This is a genomic window from Bacillus sp. USDA818B3_A (genome assembly GCF_009928415.1).
Lineage (GTDB): Bacteria > Bacillota > Bacilli > Bacillales > Cytobacillaceae > Neobacillus.
The window spans coordinates 649,119-666,020 of sequence record NZ_JAABNN010000001.1 but is presented as its reverse complement, the minus strand read 5'-3'; the positions used below and the strand labels follow the sequence as shown (position 1 = coordinate 666,020).

Below are 16,902 nucleotides of genomic sequence, written 5' to 3'. Positions count from 1 at the left end.
GAAAGGTGGTGGAGTCCATTTTAGCTGACAGTATTCCAAGACTCGCAGCAAAGGCTCGATTAAAATTTGATAAGGTGAGGGAAAAGAACCTTCTTCTGTTACCGGAAAAGGTCGTGGTCTTAAACGAAACGGCTGCATCTATTCTTACTTTATGTGACGGAAGACAAACCGTGAACACCATAACTGAAAAAATAAGGGCTTCCCTGCAGGCAGACACAGAAACAGCAGATACAAGTGTTCTGCCTGATTTGGTAACGATGAAGGCAGATATTTCTGAGTTTCTCCGGGAGATGGAGGATCAGGGTTGGGTGGTGATCCATAATCATGGTTCAGTCGATACCAAAGAACAATAAGGGGGCTCCCCCTCCATATTCCTTGGTCGCGGAGTTAACTCATCGCTGTCCTATGCATTGTCCATATTGTTCGAACCCCTTAGAAATGATATCAAAGGCAATGGAAATATCGACCGGGGAGTGGTGCCGTGTTTTGTCTGAGGCTGCTGATCTTGGAGTAGTTGAAGTTCATTTTTCCGGTGGAGAACCACTTTTGAGAGGGGACGACCTGGAAGTTCTGATCCGCCATGCAAATACATTAGAGATGTATACCAATCTCATAACTAGCGGCATTGGATTAACATCTGAAAAGGCAGCCCGGCTCTGTGATGCCGGCTTGGAAAATGTGCAGGTGAGCTTTCAGGCAGGCGAAGCGCAGCTTTCGGACAGCATCGGCGGCTATAAGGCTTTTGTCAAGAAATGGGAAGCTTGCAAAGCGGTAAAAAATGCTGGATTGTATTTATCATTAAATGTCGTGTTGCACCGAATGAATATTGATAAATTGGATGAGATTATCCAGCTCGCCGAGGAGGTGGGTGCTGAACGTCTGGAACTGGCGAATACTCAGTATTATAACTGGGCTTTGCTCAATCGGGAGCAGCTGTTGCCAAGCCGTGTTCAGATTGAGCGTGCCCGTGAAATCTATGAGGCCGCAAAAGCGCGTATTGGGAAAAAAATCGAAATCATTTGGGTTATTCCTGATTATTATGCTCAGGCACCTAAGCCTTGTATGGGGGGATGGGGGACGATTGGCCTAACAGTAGCACCAAATGGGGCAGTCCTTCCTTGCCCGACAGCCGGGATGATTGAGGGTCTCTCCTTTGAAAATGTACTTGATTCATCACTAACGCATATTTGGTATGAATCAGAGTCTTTCAACCATTTTCGCAGTGAAGAATGGATGCCAGAACCCTGCGTTTCGTGTGAACTAAGACACCAAGACGGAGGTGGGTGCCGTTGTCAGGCTTTTGCTTTAACTGGGGACGCTTATGCGACGGATCCGGTCTGCCACTGGGCGCCAAAACATTATCTGATTGAAAAAGCTGTACAGGACGCTAATAGCAACACCACTATAAAGTCATCACCCGTCATCTATCGGAGATATCAGCTAGACAGAACCACATCAAAAAAAACATAAAACTCTAAATTTGTGATTGTAATTTTGGTGCTAAAGGGCTGCATACATAACCTTTGGCACCTTTTTATATGACCCATTTAAAAAGAACCGTGGTCGCAAGACTGATCCAAACCAAGATAATGACAACACCTGCTGCCCAATTTTTCTGCAGCATTTTAGGTGTTCGGGAGGCCATCACTCTGCACTCTTGCAATACTTGATTCGGTATCAGGGTGAACACTCCTAATATCCCCAAGGGAAGCAGAATAACTTCATCCAAATAACCTAATACTGGAATGAAATCTGGAATAAAGTCTATAGGGCTTAACGCATAGGCAACAATCAATAATGAAAATGCTTTAGCATACCATGGTGTTTTCGGATGACGGTATGCAAGATACACGATATAGATACTATGTTTAAGATTTTGGATGAATTCCTTCCATTTGTTTAATTGCTTAACCATGTCATTTCCTTCCCTCTCTAATAAACTATCCTCTTTTTCATCGGTCAGTCCAGATCCTTTGGCATTATTTTGCTTCGAACATCACCATTTTAAACAACTTATGCTGTATCCGCTATTTGTGTTTTTGTTTTCTAAAGACATTGTGATGCTTCCTTTATAGGTAAAGTGTTATGGCTATGAATAAATGATAGGATGATTTGGAACTCTTTTAAGTAGAGTAACAATAACCCCCGGATTACAAATATCCCCCCATATTTATTAAAAATGATGTAAGAAAAATAGAAAAGAAGTGATAAAGTTGAAGTTTGTGTTTGGTAAGAACGATGATGACGGAGCCGGACAAATTCATCCGGCGGCCAAAAAACTTATGCTGGTCAATACCATTCGAAGTATTGGACAAGGCATGCTAGTTGTTGATTTGTCTCTATACCTCGCTGCACTGGGTTGGAGCACAGCGGCAATTGGAAGTGTGCTTGCTGCCGGAGGTTTGCTTGGTGTAGTACTAGCCCCAGTCATTGGTATTTATAGCGATCGACTGGGGAGAAAACCCTTTATCCTTTTTTCTGAACTATTAACAGCCGGATGTGCGTTGATCGGGATATTATCTACAAATACTATTTTGTTATTTATTGCAATCACTCTTTCAGGTTTTGGGAAGGCGGACGCCGGTTCTCCCAGCCCGTGTGCCCCGGCGGAGCAGGCTTGGCTGGCGGCCTTTGTCCCAAAAATAGAGCGTGGAAAGGTATATAGTCTGAATAATGCTCTTAGCTTTTTCGGAATGGCCGCGGGTGCAGTGCTGGCGGGGATCACGGCCTTATGGAATCATAACTTTCCAGGAGACTCTTCCTATCGCCCTATATTCTTCTTTATTTTCGTTTTATCCTTTGTGACCGCGTCAATCATTTTAACCATTCAGGAAGGAAAAATTGATAAACAACCAGGATATATAAAAGAGGAGTCAGGGAATCAGGAAAAGAGAATCCTGCGCGAAGAAAATTCTGCAGTCTTAAAGCTGGCAGCCATTAACATCCTTAACGGGGTTGCCATTGGGCTTACGGGACCGATGATGTCTTATTGGTTTTCGGCTAAATTCGGGGTAAGCAGTATACAGATAGGAGGCACATTGGCAGTCACTTTTTTTGCGACAGGTGTTACCTCTGTCTTACAAGCAAAATTATCCCGTAAACACGGGACAATAAGGTCCATTGTGCTGGTTCGTTTCATTGCAAGTCTGCTTTTGATTTTGATGCCTTTACTATCGTCTTATGCACTTGTTTCTGTCTTGTATATCATACGAACGGCTTTAAACAGAGGTACACAAGGGGCACAGCAAGCGTTGAGTGTGAGTTTGACTCGTGACATGCGCCGTGGTTTCGCATCAAGCATCAATATCTTTTCAATAAGGCTGCCCATATCGATTGGACCGTATTTGACCGGCTATCTTTTTGGATTGGGTTCACTGGCCTTGCCTTTTTACATAGCCTCCGGTTTACAATTCAGTTTTGCTTATTTATATGGAAAAGTCTTCAGCTCCTACGAAATCCGAATGAAATCCCATTCTTCATCGGGGTGATGTTAGGGTTTTAGGATATAGGATTTTAAGCTATACATTTTCAACAAAAAAGAGGCAGGTTTATGTGAACTTAGATCTTTTGGCTGAGAGTAAAAGAGGCAGCTGTACAACTTCTAATAGGTGATCTTACAATCAAGCAACTAGAGTCCATTAAAGAAACCAAAGTCATATTAAAACTGCTTCAATATAAAACTAAGGAAAGATAAATTCTAAAGAGCTTTACAAATTTTTAGAGGAACATATTTTTTCGGTTTATTAATCAACAAAGGTTTTTATACAAAGGGTGGATTTTTTATTCAACTGTTGTTAGAAAAACATAACGTAAAGGTGTAAGAAGTACTTTGTTAAATGGTGGGATATATATCTGTAATTTTCTAACACGGTTGTTATATATGTAAAATTATGTGAATACTTCGAACTTAGTAGAATGATTATTAAATGTTATATATTCGTGATGAATACGGGATTTATCTTCAGAAACATTATTATTATACGGAAAAAATTAGACAAATGACCAGACCCCCAGGCCCGGTCATTTTTCGCATGGTTTTTCTTGTATTCTAATTGCTAGCAACTTGCCAACATCATGGTGTTATTTTGATATCTGTAGTATTAACGTCACCATTCTCAATAAATTCCACGACCCCTAGCAGTCGTTTAATTGCGAAAGACTTATCGGCAGACTCATTCGCAAGCAGCTCCGCAGCTAAATTCAGGACCTCCGACTTAATTCGTGATAAGGACAATTTCGCATCCAGCAACTCATTCATCATAGCGCAATACCTCCGTTTTTTGGGCTTCGATATCATATATATGTTATTACGCTACGAAGAGTTCATTATTCCTCTGCAATTTGATTTTATTTCTTAATTGCTTTTCTAGCACTTTGTAACGCATCTTCTTCGGTAAGCAAAGGCACAAGTTCAAGTTCCAATACATCCAAAAGGCTATAAACCGTCCGACAGGTGCTTGGGTGGATATTATTGAAAAAGAATTATATGAGGGTTATCACGTTACGCCAAGTCGCTACAAGAATATTGGCAATGCTAATTGGGAAGTTTGGGTTTAAGAAGTTGATACTGGAGATAATCCTTATGTAACGGTCAATCAAAATACGGGTAACTTCCACGGATAATAAACCTAAAAATGAGGTTGGACTTTTCTCCAAGCTCATTTTTGTGTATTCTATTGTGAATTTGTATGTGGAAGATAAATTTGAAGAATTTGAGAAAGAATTGGGACGGGATACAAAGAGACTGAATGCTGTTAGGGAGTATTAAGAGGGGAATGAAAGCTAAATAAGGTCAATTAATCTAATTCATATTATAGAGGATCCAAAATGAGCATCTCAATGGCATACTAAGCATAATAAAATAAAGTTTTTAATGTTATAATATTGAAAAAAAGGAGGGATATCGAAAGTGCCAGATTACCACTTTAGAAGTGATTCAGATTTAAAGGATGATTATTATAGGGGGGATCCCAGTCAACGAGATGAGGCGATAAAAGAACTAAGCAGAAGATACGGCAGAGACGATGATGGATATTTTGAATTTGAAAATGGATATGAGGATCCAGATGACATCAAAGCTAAAAATGAATCTGATAGTAGCTCTATTTTTGGCCTTGCTCCTTTGTTTCTAATAATCATTGGAATTGTTGTATTAATAGCATGTTTATTAGGGGCACATTTTGTTCTAGGATACTCTGTCAACTTTAGTCGATATATTTGGATAGGATTTAGCATTTCACTTATGTTGATGGTTTTAGGAAGAGGAAATTCAAAATTTCTTAACTTTATTTTCTTTTTAGGGTGTTTAGCTGCGACAACAAGGTTTTTTGCTACCATTGTTGGAATGATTGAAAATTCGGATTATGTAAGCTATTTGTATGCAGATAGCACAAGTTTGTGGGATATGATCAAGTATGGGTTTTTCTATGCAATTTACATATTGATCGTTCCATACTTGGTGTTGAAAATTTGTACAGCACTTGCTAGAGTATTGATGAGTAAAAGTCAAAATGATACAACCAGTTTAAATGGATAGAAAATGGAGCAGCACTGGTTAGCTGTTCTTTTTTTATATACAAAAAGGCCACATCATAATGTTGTCTCTTTTTGCAAATTTAGCTTTAACGAGTTCCATATTTTTATCTAGTATTTCCTTTGCTAAAGTATGAAAAGAATACTTTCTATAGAGTTTCCAATCTATTATTTCATCACCCAAAATTTGTTGTTGCTCATACATAATCTCATATTTACGGTCAATACCTTGAAACGGAACAATTGTAAATAAACCGAGAAAACCGCTCCTATTCAAATAGGTTGCGGTCTTCTTGGTGTATTAAGACTATGTACTTCCATAGGGAGAAAATAAAGTAAAACTTAAATATGTTAATTAAAGATGTCTTAGCACTCCTTAAAATATCATTCTTTTTTTCTAAAAGGAAAAACAGTAAAAATGAAAATGGAAAGCACTAATTGTTGCGGAAAGATATTTATTCTAAGAATATGTTTAAATTACCCTTTTTACTTTCTCTTCTTTTTTATCTCTTCGAAAGTTAATTTTTGTTGAGCTTGTTTCATTGTTAAAACATCATAATTTGATTTCCGCTTTTCAAAAACACTTAATTCATCAATTGGCCATACCTGTGCTTCTAGATCAAAATCATTACCGTCCCGTGTACTAATGGTTAATCCTTGTGGATGCTCTGTATCTCGGAAAAAATACAAGTCAAAATCATCCGGAAGAGCGTCAAAAGGCCCCCCTGTCAGAACATCGTAATAGATATCACCGATAAATCGATCACTAAATTCTTTAGGGATTTCTAAATTTGGTATGGTGTCAGGTTTATTATCAACAAGTAAACTCATCTTAACCACAGTATCTGTCTCAGGAGAGCCTCCATATTCACTATCTATGACCAACCAATATCTTTCTAATCCTTTCCCCACTTTGTCCCCTGGAATACCATAGAAGTATTTGTTAAAGGGATACGGACCATTAATGGTATCAGTTTGAACCTTATTAGGTTCTCCCCACTTTTTAGAAACCACATCTTGAATCGAATCCCCAATTCCTATTCCTAAGAAAGATATTTGGTCTTGGTCATTAATTGCAAACAGCGGTTCTTTCTTTGCCAATTCCGCCCTCTTATCAAGCGCTTGTTCTTCCTTTGTACCATTTTTCGCGATTTCTTTTTCTTCTTCCAATTTCCAATTCAACTTATAGCCATCCTGAATCTCAGCATTTTTAACATAAAATTCGGCATAGCCACTTACTGTAGTAACGGAACTTGGTATTTGCGTATTCGGATCCTTTACCAACGATAACATCCAATCACCTAAAGCATCTGTATATCCCAGATTATTGGCTAAGGATTTAAAGTATCCCTTTTGTTCATCTTCACTTAATTGCACAAATTCATCAAAACTATATTCCTTCAATTCTACCTTTTTGGGTGTGGAGCTATCTTTTTTACTTTCTTCTGTTTTTTTGTTTTCTTCCGAAGATACACTTGCTGCTTCTCCGCTATTCTGTTCGTCTTTTGCGTCTTCATTCGAACAAGCTGTTAAAGCAAACAATAAAATTAGAGTGATAAATGGTATTACTATTTTCATTTTTTTCCCCCCGTAGTATTTTCTTACCAGTAAAATAATAACATTAAAATCTGTTAAATGGCTCTAACATTGATGAATTAACATTAGATATTAGTAAATCTGATATAATTAATTAAGAGATGTTAAGGGGAGAGAATATGGAGAAGGATAAGATTAAAAAGGCATTAGCAAATGCCAAAGCATCAGTTGAATTAGAAGGACTTAAGGTAAAACCTGAATGTATGGAATTAGTAGAGAAAAGACTAAGAAATCAAATTACAGAGGAAGAATTTCAAGAAAAAGTAAAACAACTTGTACATAAAAAGTAAATCTACCTTAAAGGTGGATTTTTTTATAAAAAAAGAAGCCGGAGTTGCTCCAACTTCATAATATATTTATTCATTATTGTTATGTTGTGCTTTAAATTCCTCGAATGACATATCTGTTTTAGTCATTTCTTGTTCGCCCATTATTGATAATTTTGTTTTATCATCCGAGAGGTGGAAAGCCGTTCCCGCTCCCAGATACAAATCATCATCTTCTCCATTTGCATATTTTTCAGGAAGAATTTTGGTGATCTTTCCGAATACATAATTATCAATAACATCCGTAACTTCGGCTGAAATGTCAAATTTAACTAGTCCTTCATCAGCACCATCTTCAAAACTAAATGTAAGAACATTATTGTCTTTTGTAATCGTTATATAATTATTATCATCCATCCAGTTTCCAACTAAATCTAAGGGATCAACATTTTTTTCATCTTTCGCTCTAGTGAATTCTTGAGTATCTCCATCAATTTCTAATGAAAACTTATTGTTATTTATTATTTTTAAATTTACCTTATCTCCAGTCTGAACACCATTATCTGTACCTTTTACTACAGTTGTATTGATTTCGTTGTCCCTAACATTTGTAGCATCCAATTGAATAGTTTCTTGAAAGGTAAGTGATGTTAAAGAGTAAGTATCATCAGTTTTTGAGAGAGAATAATAATCTCCTTTGCCATCTCCACTCCAATAACCAGTTATATCGAGCGGAGCTTCCTTTTTCTTTTCTTTTGTTTCAGATGCCTGAACATTAGTTTTATCATCTGAACTTTCGTTGGTTGCTGTATCATTACTACAGGCTGCTAAAGCTAATAATAGAATGGCAGCTAAAAAGAATCGTATAGAAAATCTCATTTCCATTTCCCCCTTGTTGTTTTATTTTACCAAAAGTATTATATCATTTATTTCGGTTTACAAAAGGAAAATAGTAGAAGCACCCCTTTTATGAAGTTGTTGCAGAAATAACTTTTGAAAGATTTCTTTTAGAATCCTTAATCAATTTTTTGTATGATCTTTAATGTATCAACCTAATGGTTTTTATATCTTTATAAAAATAGATCTCGAGCTCATTATAAATCGGGGATTAAGATAAGAACCCAAATTTATTTTAAAGTATGCTAATAATTTTGCTCATAGTTTAATATTACAAATCATAAGAAAATACTAGAAAGAAAACAACAATCATATAAAAATTTCACCTTCTGAAGGGGAGGATGAAAATGATAATAGACTGCCATTTTCATGTGGATGAAACCATGCTGACTCTTGAAAAAATGATAGAGTGTATGGACCAAAATGGTGTCAATAAAACTGTGTTGATTGCCGCCATGAATGAAACCATGTTTGAGGTCGATAGTGCCTTTCAACATAATTTACAGCGTCTTTTCCGTTCTTTAATATTAAATGTACCGTATGTGGGCCATAAAATTTATGATGGGTTGGTAAAAGAGGGCTATTTTAATCTTTATGGTTCTTCATACAAGATTTTTAGTCAACCAGACAATGATTTAGTTGCATCAGCCATTAAACGATTTCCTGATCGGTTTCTAGGTTGGGCTGCCGTGAATCCTATGATTCCTGAATCAGTTGAAAAACTGGAATCCTATCTTACTAAACCAGGTTTCATTGGAGTGAAAGCCCATCCGTTTATGCATCAATATAGTATCAGGGCACTTGACCAAGTTGCTGAATTATGTGAAACAAAAGGCGTTCCTATCATTATTCATCTTTCTTCCGAACGAAACTCTTACCGATATTTACCAGAAAAATACCCAAACCTTAAATTAATTTACGCTCACGCCGGTTTACCTTTTTGGAAAAAACTATGGAAATACGTGGAATATCAGCCAAATATCTATATTGACTTATCAAGTGACTATCTTACTCCTACGATTGTAAAGAGCACAGTAGAAGCTTTGGGGTATCGGAAAGTTCTTTATGGCTGCGACGGACCCTATGGAATGCAAAAATTTAATGAATATGACTACTCTGCAAAGAAAAAATGGATTGATTCTCTTGATATTCCTGATTACCAAAAGGAATATATTCTGGGAAAAAACTTTTTAGCATTGATTGGGGTCAGTTCCCCGGTGCTTTAAAGCAGCGGGGGACCAACTGAAAAAGATTATCTAGGTCCAATCCTGGTAATTTTAGATTATAGATAATTTACTAAAGCTTTTAATGAGCTGCTCGAGTCGAAGGGCAGCTTTTTTGCATCTTTAATTAGACATGAGTATATTTGTCCATCGATACCAATTGTCGAATGTCATGTTCACTGATACAACGTTTGCACCAATTCTTACTCCAATGAGTAAATCGGCAGTAATTAGTGGAATAAATGAGTATCAAGAATGGGCTAATAAGCATAATTCCCCTTCGATTAAATAAAATGGATTGGAGAGTTTTATCCCTTTTTATTTCATTGATCTTTCCACGACTCTCAATTCTAAAGAACGTTTTTGATTTAATACAGGGAGGGGATATTTTATGGATGCCGTAAGTTTAGACCCTTTTATACATGTTCGTACTGCGAAAAATCCAGTTTACGCTCCTGTTGGTAACAAATTACGCTTTATTGCTAATTATACTGGAGAACCTCAGGTATGGGAGCTCGATCGAGGTGAAGCCTGGCCTGCCCAAGTCTCTTTTACACAGGATAGAATCACCCTTATTAAGTATGTAAACGGTACATCTAATTTAATTATTGGAATGGATAGTAAGGGAAATGAAAATGAGCAATTATACTTACTAAAGAAAGATAATAAACTAATAGATCTAACAAACTCACCAGAACATATGCATCATTTTGGCGGAAGCTCTCCAGATGGAAAATGGATTGCCTGGTCAAGTAATCGCCTGCAGCCAGCCTATTTAGATATATACATTCAGAATCTGGAGACACTAGAAATCCGTCTTGTTCATTCGGATAATGGGCTATTTTCATGCCTTAAATGGGCTCCAGAAGGAAGGTCTCTATTAATTCAGAAAACAAATACATCTCTTGACAATGATTTAGGTATACTTGACCTTTCAACTGGAAGGGTGAACTGGATCACAAAACATACAGGGGAAGCAGGCTTTAAAAATGTTCATTTTAATAAGGATGGAACTCATCTCTATTTATTGTCCAATAAAGATAGAGAATTCTTTGGGCTTGCATTTATTAATTTAAAAACAAAACATTTCGATTGGATGGAACTTGGAGAGTGGGATTTCGAAAATCTAGAAATGAGTAAGGATAAAGACAAGCTTGCCTTTACGATAAATGAAGGGGGAGTTTCCAAAGGGATTATTTTAGACTTAAACACAAGCAATCTATATACATGGAAAACACCACTTGGTGTCATATCCAAAATGAAATTTTCCCCTGATAATCAAAAACTGGCATATGAATTTAATGGACCAGCCTATCCACCTGATATATGGGAACTTGATCTCAAAACAATACAAGCTGAGAGGCTTACATATGTTTCCCGCTCACCAGCTCTGAAGGATAAATTGATTGAACCTGAAATTATCACTTTCCGCTCTTTTGACAACCTTCAGATACCGGCATTTTACTATGAACCTAAAAATATCTCTAAAAAACTGCCTGTTGTCCTAAATATTCACGGGGGTCCTGAGAGCCAAAGCCGTGCTGTTTACAACTCAATCCAGCAATACTTATTAAATCAGGGTTATGCTGTTTGTGCACCAAACGTTCGAGGCAGTACGGGCTATGGAAAAACGTACACCCATCTTGATGATGTCCAAAAAAGAATGGATGCTGTAACGGATCTGGTATATTTAGTTGATTGGCTAAAGACAAATAGGAACATAGATTCTGAAAGGATTGCCATAATGGGCGGCAGCTATGGTGGGTTTATGGTTCTTGCTGCCATTAGCCATTTTCCAAAGTATTGGTCTGCCGCTATTGATATTGTAGGTATGTCAAGTCTTAGAACTTTCCTCGAAACAACAAGCCCCTGGCGTAAGAAGCAAAGGGAGGCGGAATATGGAACAATAGAAAGAGATGGGAAATTTTTTGATAGAATTGACCCATTGAATCATACAGATAGAATCACTTCCCCGCTAATGATTCTTCATGGGGAAAATGATCCTCGTGTCCGGATCACAGAATCCGAGCAAATGGTGAATAAATTAAAGGCTCGAAATCATCAAGTTGAATTTATTCGGTTTGAAGATGAAGGCCATAAATTCGGAAAACTGAAAAATAAAACTACTGCCTATAAAGAAATGATACAATTTCTCAATCGGCATATGGGTAAATGATTTTTAAAGTCGCTGCTGGGTTCGATTTCCAGGCGGTCCCGCCAATAACGTTGAAATGACATGGTTTACTTCCCTTTGGAATAATTTGGTTTGAAGAAATCGATTTTCCGATAGACTGTGTTGGATCTATCATATAGACTGTGGAGCCTCTATTGCTATGTTGGGAATCCCCGATGAAGCGAAGGGGCTTTTTTATGGCAGAACAAAGCACAACAAAGGAGGAAGCCAAAATAAGCTCTCCTTTGTTGTAGGTCAAAAAACTATTTGAAAAAAATTTGCCCAATAAAAAAATGTACCGAAATTTCGAAAACAAATATCTACTAAAAACCCGTAGCATGTCGGTAACCGTTATGTTAAATTGATTAAATAATAATATTTGAAATCTTAAATAGACTAGCATAATATTGTAAGGGTTTTCTCTTAACTGGGGGTGATTAGATGCTTTTTTCCTTACGTAATCGTTTGTTTATAGTGTTTACTTGCTTGTTAACGATTCCGTTAATCATATTGTCCATTATTATTCCAAGCTGGTTTACATCGATTATTGAAGAACAGACTCAGGATTTAACTGTCGAGGCAATGGACCAGTATTCACTTTATATTAATTCCGTCACAACACAGGCGCAGGATTTGGGAAAGCAGGTACTTGTCAATCAAGCGACCCAACAGTGGTTAAAGCTGGAAAATAAGGATGCGAAAATTTCGAAAGGCCAGAGCTTACTACAAAAAAATCAACTTAAAACGCTGCTATCCTCGATAATGGTTAACAATTCAAATGGAATGTCCATTTCCGTTGTTCTAAATGATGGCGAAGGGACCTGGGGGAATCGTCCCGACCTGCACCAAATGGATTGGTTTAATGACTTCACAAAAAATGAACAGCGATTTGCAAAGTCCCATATTGATGCTTATCTGCCAGCTCAAGGTAATGTTAATAGCTATATTTTACCTCTTTTTGATATGAATACGTTTAAAACCTATGGGATTATCAAGGTTAATATCCCTTCCGCTTTGCTAGAAACAGCTTTGAAAAAAATCACGATTGGAAGAAGAGGTCATGCGTATTTAATCGATCAGCAGGGAGCAAACGTATTACAAGGGAAGATCTATACTCCGAAAAAGGTATTAATACAAAGTTTAACTAAAATAAAAAATAGTCAAAATCAAAAAGGGTTATTAGAAACTGATTATAACGGTGAGGATTACTTTGTGTTTTATCAAAAGTTATCAATGGGTAATTGGTTCCTGGTTAGTGAAGTGACCAAGTCTGATTTGTTCTCAAAAGTATACTTTTTACAACGAAACTTACTATTAACCAGCGGAATTGTTTTTTTGTTAACAATAGTCGCTTCTTATATGCTTTCTTCCAATATCGTTAGTCCATTGGGAAAACTGGCTAAAGCGATGAGAGTGATTGAAAACGGAGATTTTTCCGGCGCGAAACGCTTAATGCCAACAATCAAATCGAATAACAACGAAGTAGGTTATCTGATAAAAGTGTTCGATCATACCGTTGATCGATTAAAGACCTTAATTGAAACGGAATATGAAACCAATATCCGCCGAAAGGATGCCGAATACAAAGCGCTATTACTGCAAATCAATCCCCATTTTTTGAACAATACGCTTGAAATCATTGGAGGGCTAGCTGTTCAGGGGAAAAATAAAGAGGTTATGAATGTCAGTATATATTTGGGCCGGATGATGAGATACTCCTTAAATACGCAAAGCGATGTGGTAACATTGGGTGAAGAGGTTAATTATATCCGCAGTTATACGGACATTTTAAAGGTGAGATACGAAGACGACATCACAATTAGAATTGAGGAGGATCCCGAGACAAAAACTCTTCCGATTATTAAATTTATCCTCCAGCCACTCGTTGAAAATGCCGTGAAATATAGTTTTAGCGAAAAAGCCTCTGCAGAAATCTTTATTAAAACCCAAAAGATCAACCATCAGGTATTAATTATGGTGGAAGATAGAGGAATCGGAATGTCTGAAGAAGTGATTTCCAATTTACTGAGTGAAGATACAAAGAGTGAAACAACGAATGTATTAAAAAGTAAAGGCAGGAGCATTGGGCTTAGAAACGTCCTTAGCCGATTGGGACTTTACTACGGTAAAAACTTTTCATATCAGATTGAATCTGAAAAGAATGAAGGCACACGGATTACATTATGTATAAATGTGGATAGAGGTGATCTACATGTTGAAGGTACTTCTTACGGATGATGAGATTCAAATTCGTAAAGGCTTACGAATGAAAGTGGATTGGGAAGAGGAAGGGTTCGAAATTACAGGTGAGGCTTCCAATGGCCAAGAAGCACTTGAAATGGTCCGGAACAGTGAGATTGATTTAGTTATTACAGATATGAGGATGCCCATTATGGGTGGAATTGAATTAGCGAAGCATTGTCAGCAGGAATTTCCGAAGGTTAAAGTCATTGTCTTATCCGGTTATTCCGACTTTGAATACGTCAAAGGCTCAATGAAGGAAGGGGTTAGGGACTACCTGCTGAAACCTGTTGCCCCTGATGAATTAGTAGAAGCATTAAGAAAAATCCGCTGTGAAATCGAGGACGAGAAGAAAAAACAAGTGGAAACGGCGCGGATGCGCCAGCTTGTTCTTACCCAGCTGCAAGAAGTGCAAGAAAAATACTTGCTCTATTTAGTAAAAGAGGAATGGTTACAGCTTAAGATGGTAAACGAGAGACTGAGTCAGCTGCAGCTGGAAGATCTTGTGAGAGAGGATGCAATCGTACAATTTGTCACCGTGGAAATTAGAGAAAATGAAGGCAATCTAAACCGGTTAAAAGAGCTCCGGATACCTTTTCAGATGCTATGCAGGGAAATCGCAAAAGAGTATTCGGGAACGTATTCCTTTTATGACCCCAGCTATGCCAATATGATTCATTATATACAGTTGATTGATTCTGAAAAGTTAAATTCAACTTCCAATGTCATAAAAAAAATACAGCAAAATGTAAAAAAACTCCTTAATCTAGAAACAGTGATTGGTATTGGGAATGTTGTCAACGGTCTTCCAAACTTTAAGACGGGGTATATTTCAAGCTTACTTGCCTGGAGCCAAAGTCAACTGGGCTCACAATCACAGGTGATTGAAGGGAAGATGACGAGAGAAGAAGGATTTGAGTTTTCACCAGAATTTGAGAGAAAGTTAACCAATGCGATTGAAAATGTCCAAATCGAGGTGTTTAAGGACAATATTCACAATCTATTGGGAAGGGATGGAACTCAATCAATTATGACCTTTTCATTCTCGGCCAATCGAGTGTTATTTTTGTTAGGTTCCATCGCAAGAAAATATCATATTGAAACGGGTAACATTCAAGAAACAATGTGGAATTGCCAGCAAAGTATTTGGGAGCTTAATGCACAAAGTAAAGTGTTGGAACATCTTTATCAATTGGCGGAGCTCATTATTGAAAAGGTAAGATTGGCCCGCTTTTCGAATGGAAAATTAATCATTGATAGTGTTAGGCAATATTTGGATCAGCATTATGCAAGTGAAATTTCACTTACCTCATTATCTGAGCTCTTTCATATTAATAGTGCCTATTTATCAGAGACTTTTAAAAATTATGTTGGGCAGAATTTTAGCGATTACCTTGTTAACGTACGAATGGAAAAAGCTAAGCGGTTCCTGAGAGATGAGGAGCTTAAAATCATTGATGTAGCAAATCTGGTCGGATTTTCTAACTCGGGATATTTTAGCACTGTTTTTAAAAAGCACTTTGGACAAACACCTGTTGAGTTCCGAAATTCCGTAGATTGATAAAGAGTAGAAAGAAAGGGAATGCAGATGAAAAAATGGTTCACGGTCATTATTTTTTCCATCATTCTTTTAAGTATTGCAGGGTTGACATTTTCTTTTTTCGATACATTCTCTGGCAGTAAAAAAGAAAACGTAAATCAAACTGATGAAGTCGACCAAATCCAGCTGACATTCTGGAGAAATAGCGGTAACGCCGCTGAAAATAAAGCGTATGAAGAATTAGTTTCTGCTTTTGAAAAGGCAAATCCCGATATTGACGTGCAAATGAAGTCGATTCCATACAGTGATTATGAAATCAGACTCCGAACCGAACTCGCAGCAGGGAACCCTCCGGATATTTTGACCATTGACAGTCCAACTTTGGCTCTATATGCCAATACAGGATCGCTATTATCATTAGATCAATATATGAGAAAAGAAGGCAAGATAGACGATATCCCTGAAACTACCTTAAAAGGCTTAAGCTATAAAGGCCAAATTTACCTTGCTCCCGTTACGGAGTCCAGTATTGCCTTATGCTACAATATCCATTTATTTAAAAAGGCCGGTATCCCTCTTCCGCCAAAGAATCCGAATAAACCTTTAACTTGGGACGAAGTAGTAGAAATCGCAAAAAAACTAAATAATCCTGCAAAAGGTGTGATTGGTATTGACCCGGCGCAAGGATTTGGTGAAGGAGAGGCTCCTGCGTATTTTAAAACACCTTTCCTTTGGCAGTTTGGTACCACTGTACTAAGCCCTGATGGGACAACGGCAAGTGGATATGTAGATTCAGCCGAAGCATTGAAGGCCCTCCAATTTTATCAAGACCTATACAATAAATATGGAGTGGCTACCTTTGAAATACCTTCAGGAGCATTCGAATCAGGGAAGCTTGCGATGACGGTAATGGGATCCTGGACTTTAAAGGACTTTGAAAGAAATACTGATTTCAAACTGGGAGAAGATTTTGGAGTGGCACCTCTGCCAAAGGCCAAGTATCAGGTTGCTCCGAATGGAGCATGGTCGCTCGGAATCACATCAAAATCTAAACATCCAAAGGAAGCTTGGAAGTTTATCAAGTATGTAACAAGTTATGAAGGAATGAAAAAATATGTCACTATGACAGGAGATATACCGGCAAGATACTCGGTAGCAAAAGCTCTTCCTGAATTTAACGAATATCCTAAAAATATTTTATTACTGCAAGCACAGAAATTTTCCAGGAACCGTCCGGTTACGCCAGTTTATCCGGTTGTCAGCGATGCCATAAAGACATTATTTGAGGATGTTGGAATCGGAGGGAAGGATGCAAATGTTTCCGCTAAAGAAGCGGTAGAAAAAATTAATACGGCTCTTAAAGAAATAGAGAAACCATAATTCATCTTCTAGTTTTAGAAACTAGGAGATTTTTTTTATTACTTCATAATCTTG

General features: G+C 37.5%; 15 protein-coding genes. 10 read left to right on the top strand and 5 right to left on the bottom strand.

What is annotated here, in order from left to right; translation table 11 throughout:
* Positions 1–8 precede the first annotated feature (8 nt).
* Both pqqD and pqqE read left to right on the top strand, forming a co-directional pair.
* Complete coding sequence (gene pqqD, locus GXK58_RS03000) at positions 9–353, top strand: pyrroloquinoline quinone biosynthesis peptide chaperone PqqD (protein WP_202171274.1); 345 nt, start codon at positions 9–11, stop codon at positions 351–353.
* Positions 325–1,470 carry a pyrroloquinoline quinone biosynthesis protein PqqE gene (pqqE, locus tag GXK58_RS02995; RefSeq protein WP_160719669.1) on the top strand — a complete coding sequence of 382 codons (1,146 nt, stop codon included), beginning with the start codon at positions 325–327 and terminating at the stop codon, positions 1,468–1,470. Before pqqD ends, pqqE begins: the two co-directional genes overlap by 29 nt.
* Before the next feature lie 64 nt (positions 1,471–1,534).
* Here pqqE and GXK58_RS02990 read toward each other — a convergent pair whose 3' ends face one another.
* Complete coding sequence (locus GXK58_RS02990; protein ID WP_160719668.1) at positions 1,535–1,915, bottom strand: YkvA family protein; 381 nt, start codon at positions 1,913–1,915, stop codon at positions 1,535–1,537.
* Positions 1,916–2,222: 307 nt separating this feature from the next.
* Between GXK58_RS02990 and GXK58_RS02985 the strand changes: the two genes are divergently transcribed.
* Positions 2,223–3,488 carry an MFS transporter gene (locus tag GXK58_RS02985; RefSeq protein WP_237389552.1) on the top strand — a complete coding sequence of 422 codons (1,266 nt, stop codon included), beginning with the start codon at positions 2,223–2,225 and terminating at the stop codon, positions 3,486–3,488.
* Positions 3,489–4,072: 584 nt separating this feature from the next.
* Here GXK58_RS02985 and GXK58_RS02980 read toward each other — a convergent pair.
* Positions 4,073–4,261, bottom strand: a complete 189-nt coding sequence (locus tag GXK58_RS02980) for a hypothetical protein (protein WP_160719664.1) — start codon at positions 4,259–4,261, stop codon at positions 4,073–4,075.
* A gap of 648 nt (positions 4,262–4,909) precedes the next feature.
* On the opposite strand from GXK58_RS02980, the gene GXK58_RS02975 reads away from it, so the two are divergent.
* On the top strand, positions 4,910–5,536 hold the full coding sequence (locus tag GXK58_RS02975; RefSeq protein WP_160719662.1) for a hypothetical protein: 627 nt from the start codon (positions 4,910–4,912) through the stop codon (positions 5,534–5,536).
* A gap of 33 nt (positions 5,537–5,569) precedes the next feature.
* Here the strand turns inward: GXK58_RS02975 and GXK58_RS02970 are convergent, their stop codons facing one another.
* Positions 5,570–5,809: a hypothetical protein gene (locus GXK58_RS02970; protein ID WP_160719660.1), complete on the bottom strand. Its 240-nt coding sequence runs from the start codon at positions 5,807–5,809 to the stop codon at positions 5,570–5,572.
* A 209-nt stretch (positions 5,810–6,018) separates the two neighbouring features.
* Entirely contained in the window at positions 6,019–7,110 is a 1,092-nt protein-coding gene (locus GXK58_RS02965; RefSeq protein ID WP_160719658.1) for a hypothetical protein, read from the bottom strand.
* A gap of 137 nt (positions 7,111–7,247) precedes the next feature.
* Between GXK58_RS02965 and GXK58_RS02960 the strand changes: the two genes are divergently transcribed.
* On the top strand, positions 7,248–7,418 hold the full coding sequence (locus GXK58_RS02960) for an antitoxin VbhA family protein (protein WP_160719656.1): 171 nt from the start codon (positions 7,248–7,250) through the stop codon (positions 7,416–7,418).
* A gap of 66 nt (positions 7,419–7,484) precedes the next feature.
* Here the strand turns inward: GXK58_RS02960 and GXK58_RS02955 are convergent, their stop codons facing one another.
* Complete coding sequence (locus tag GXK58_RS02955; RefSeq protein WP_160719654.1) at positions 7,485–8,273, bottom strand: hypothetical protein; 789 nt, start codon at positions 8,271–8,273, stop codon at positions 7,485–7,487.
* 359 nt (positions 8,274–8,632) lie between these two features.
* On the opposite strand from GXK58_RS02955, the gene GXK58_RS02950 reads away from it, so the two are divergent.
* The 5 genes from GXK58_RS02950 to GXK58_RS02930 all read left to right on the top strand — a co-directional run bounded on the left by GXK58_RS02950 (position 8,633) and on the right by GXK58_RS02930 (position 16,848).
* Positions 8,633–9,517, top strand: coding sequence for an amidohydrolase family protein (locus GXK58_RS02950; RefSeq protein WP_160719652.1), 885 nt, complete (start codon positions 8,633–8,635; stop codon positions 9,515–9,517).
* 388 nt (positions 9,518–9,905) lie between these two features.
* On the top strand, positions 9,906–11,690 hold the full coding sequence (locus tag GXK58_RS02945; RefSeq protein WP_160719650.1) for a S9 family peptidase: 1,785 nt from the start codon (positions 9,906–9,908) through the stop codon (positions 11,688–11,690).
* Between the two features lie 438 nt (positions 11,691–12,128).
* Positions 12,129–13,925 (top strand): cache domain-containing sensor histidine kinase, encoded by a 1,797-nt coding sequence (locus tag GXK58_RS02940; protein WP_160719648.1) that lies wholly within the window; start codon positions 12,129–12,131, stop codon positions 13,923–13,925.
* Complete coding sequence (locus GXK58_RS02935; protein WP_237389542.1) at positions 13,900–15,489, top strand: response regulator transcription factor; 1,590 nt, start codon at positions 13,900–13,902, stop codon at positions 15,487–15,489. The genes GXK58_RS02940 and GXK58_RS02935 overlap by 26 nt, the downstream gene beginning before the upstream one ends.
* Positions 15,490–15,516: 27 nt before the next feature.
* Positions 15,517–16,848: an ABC transporter substrate-binding protein gene (locus tag GXK58_RS02930; RefSeq protein WP_160719646.1), complete on the top strand. Its 1,332-nt coding sequence runs from the start codon at positions 15,517–15,519 to the stop codon at positions 16,846–16,848.
* Positions 16,849–16,902: the final 54 nt, after the last annotated feature.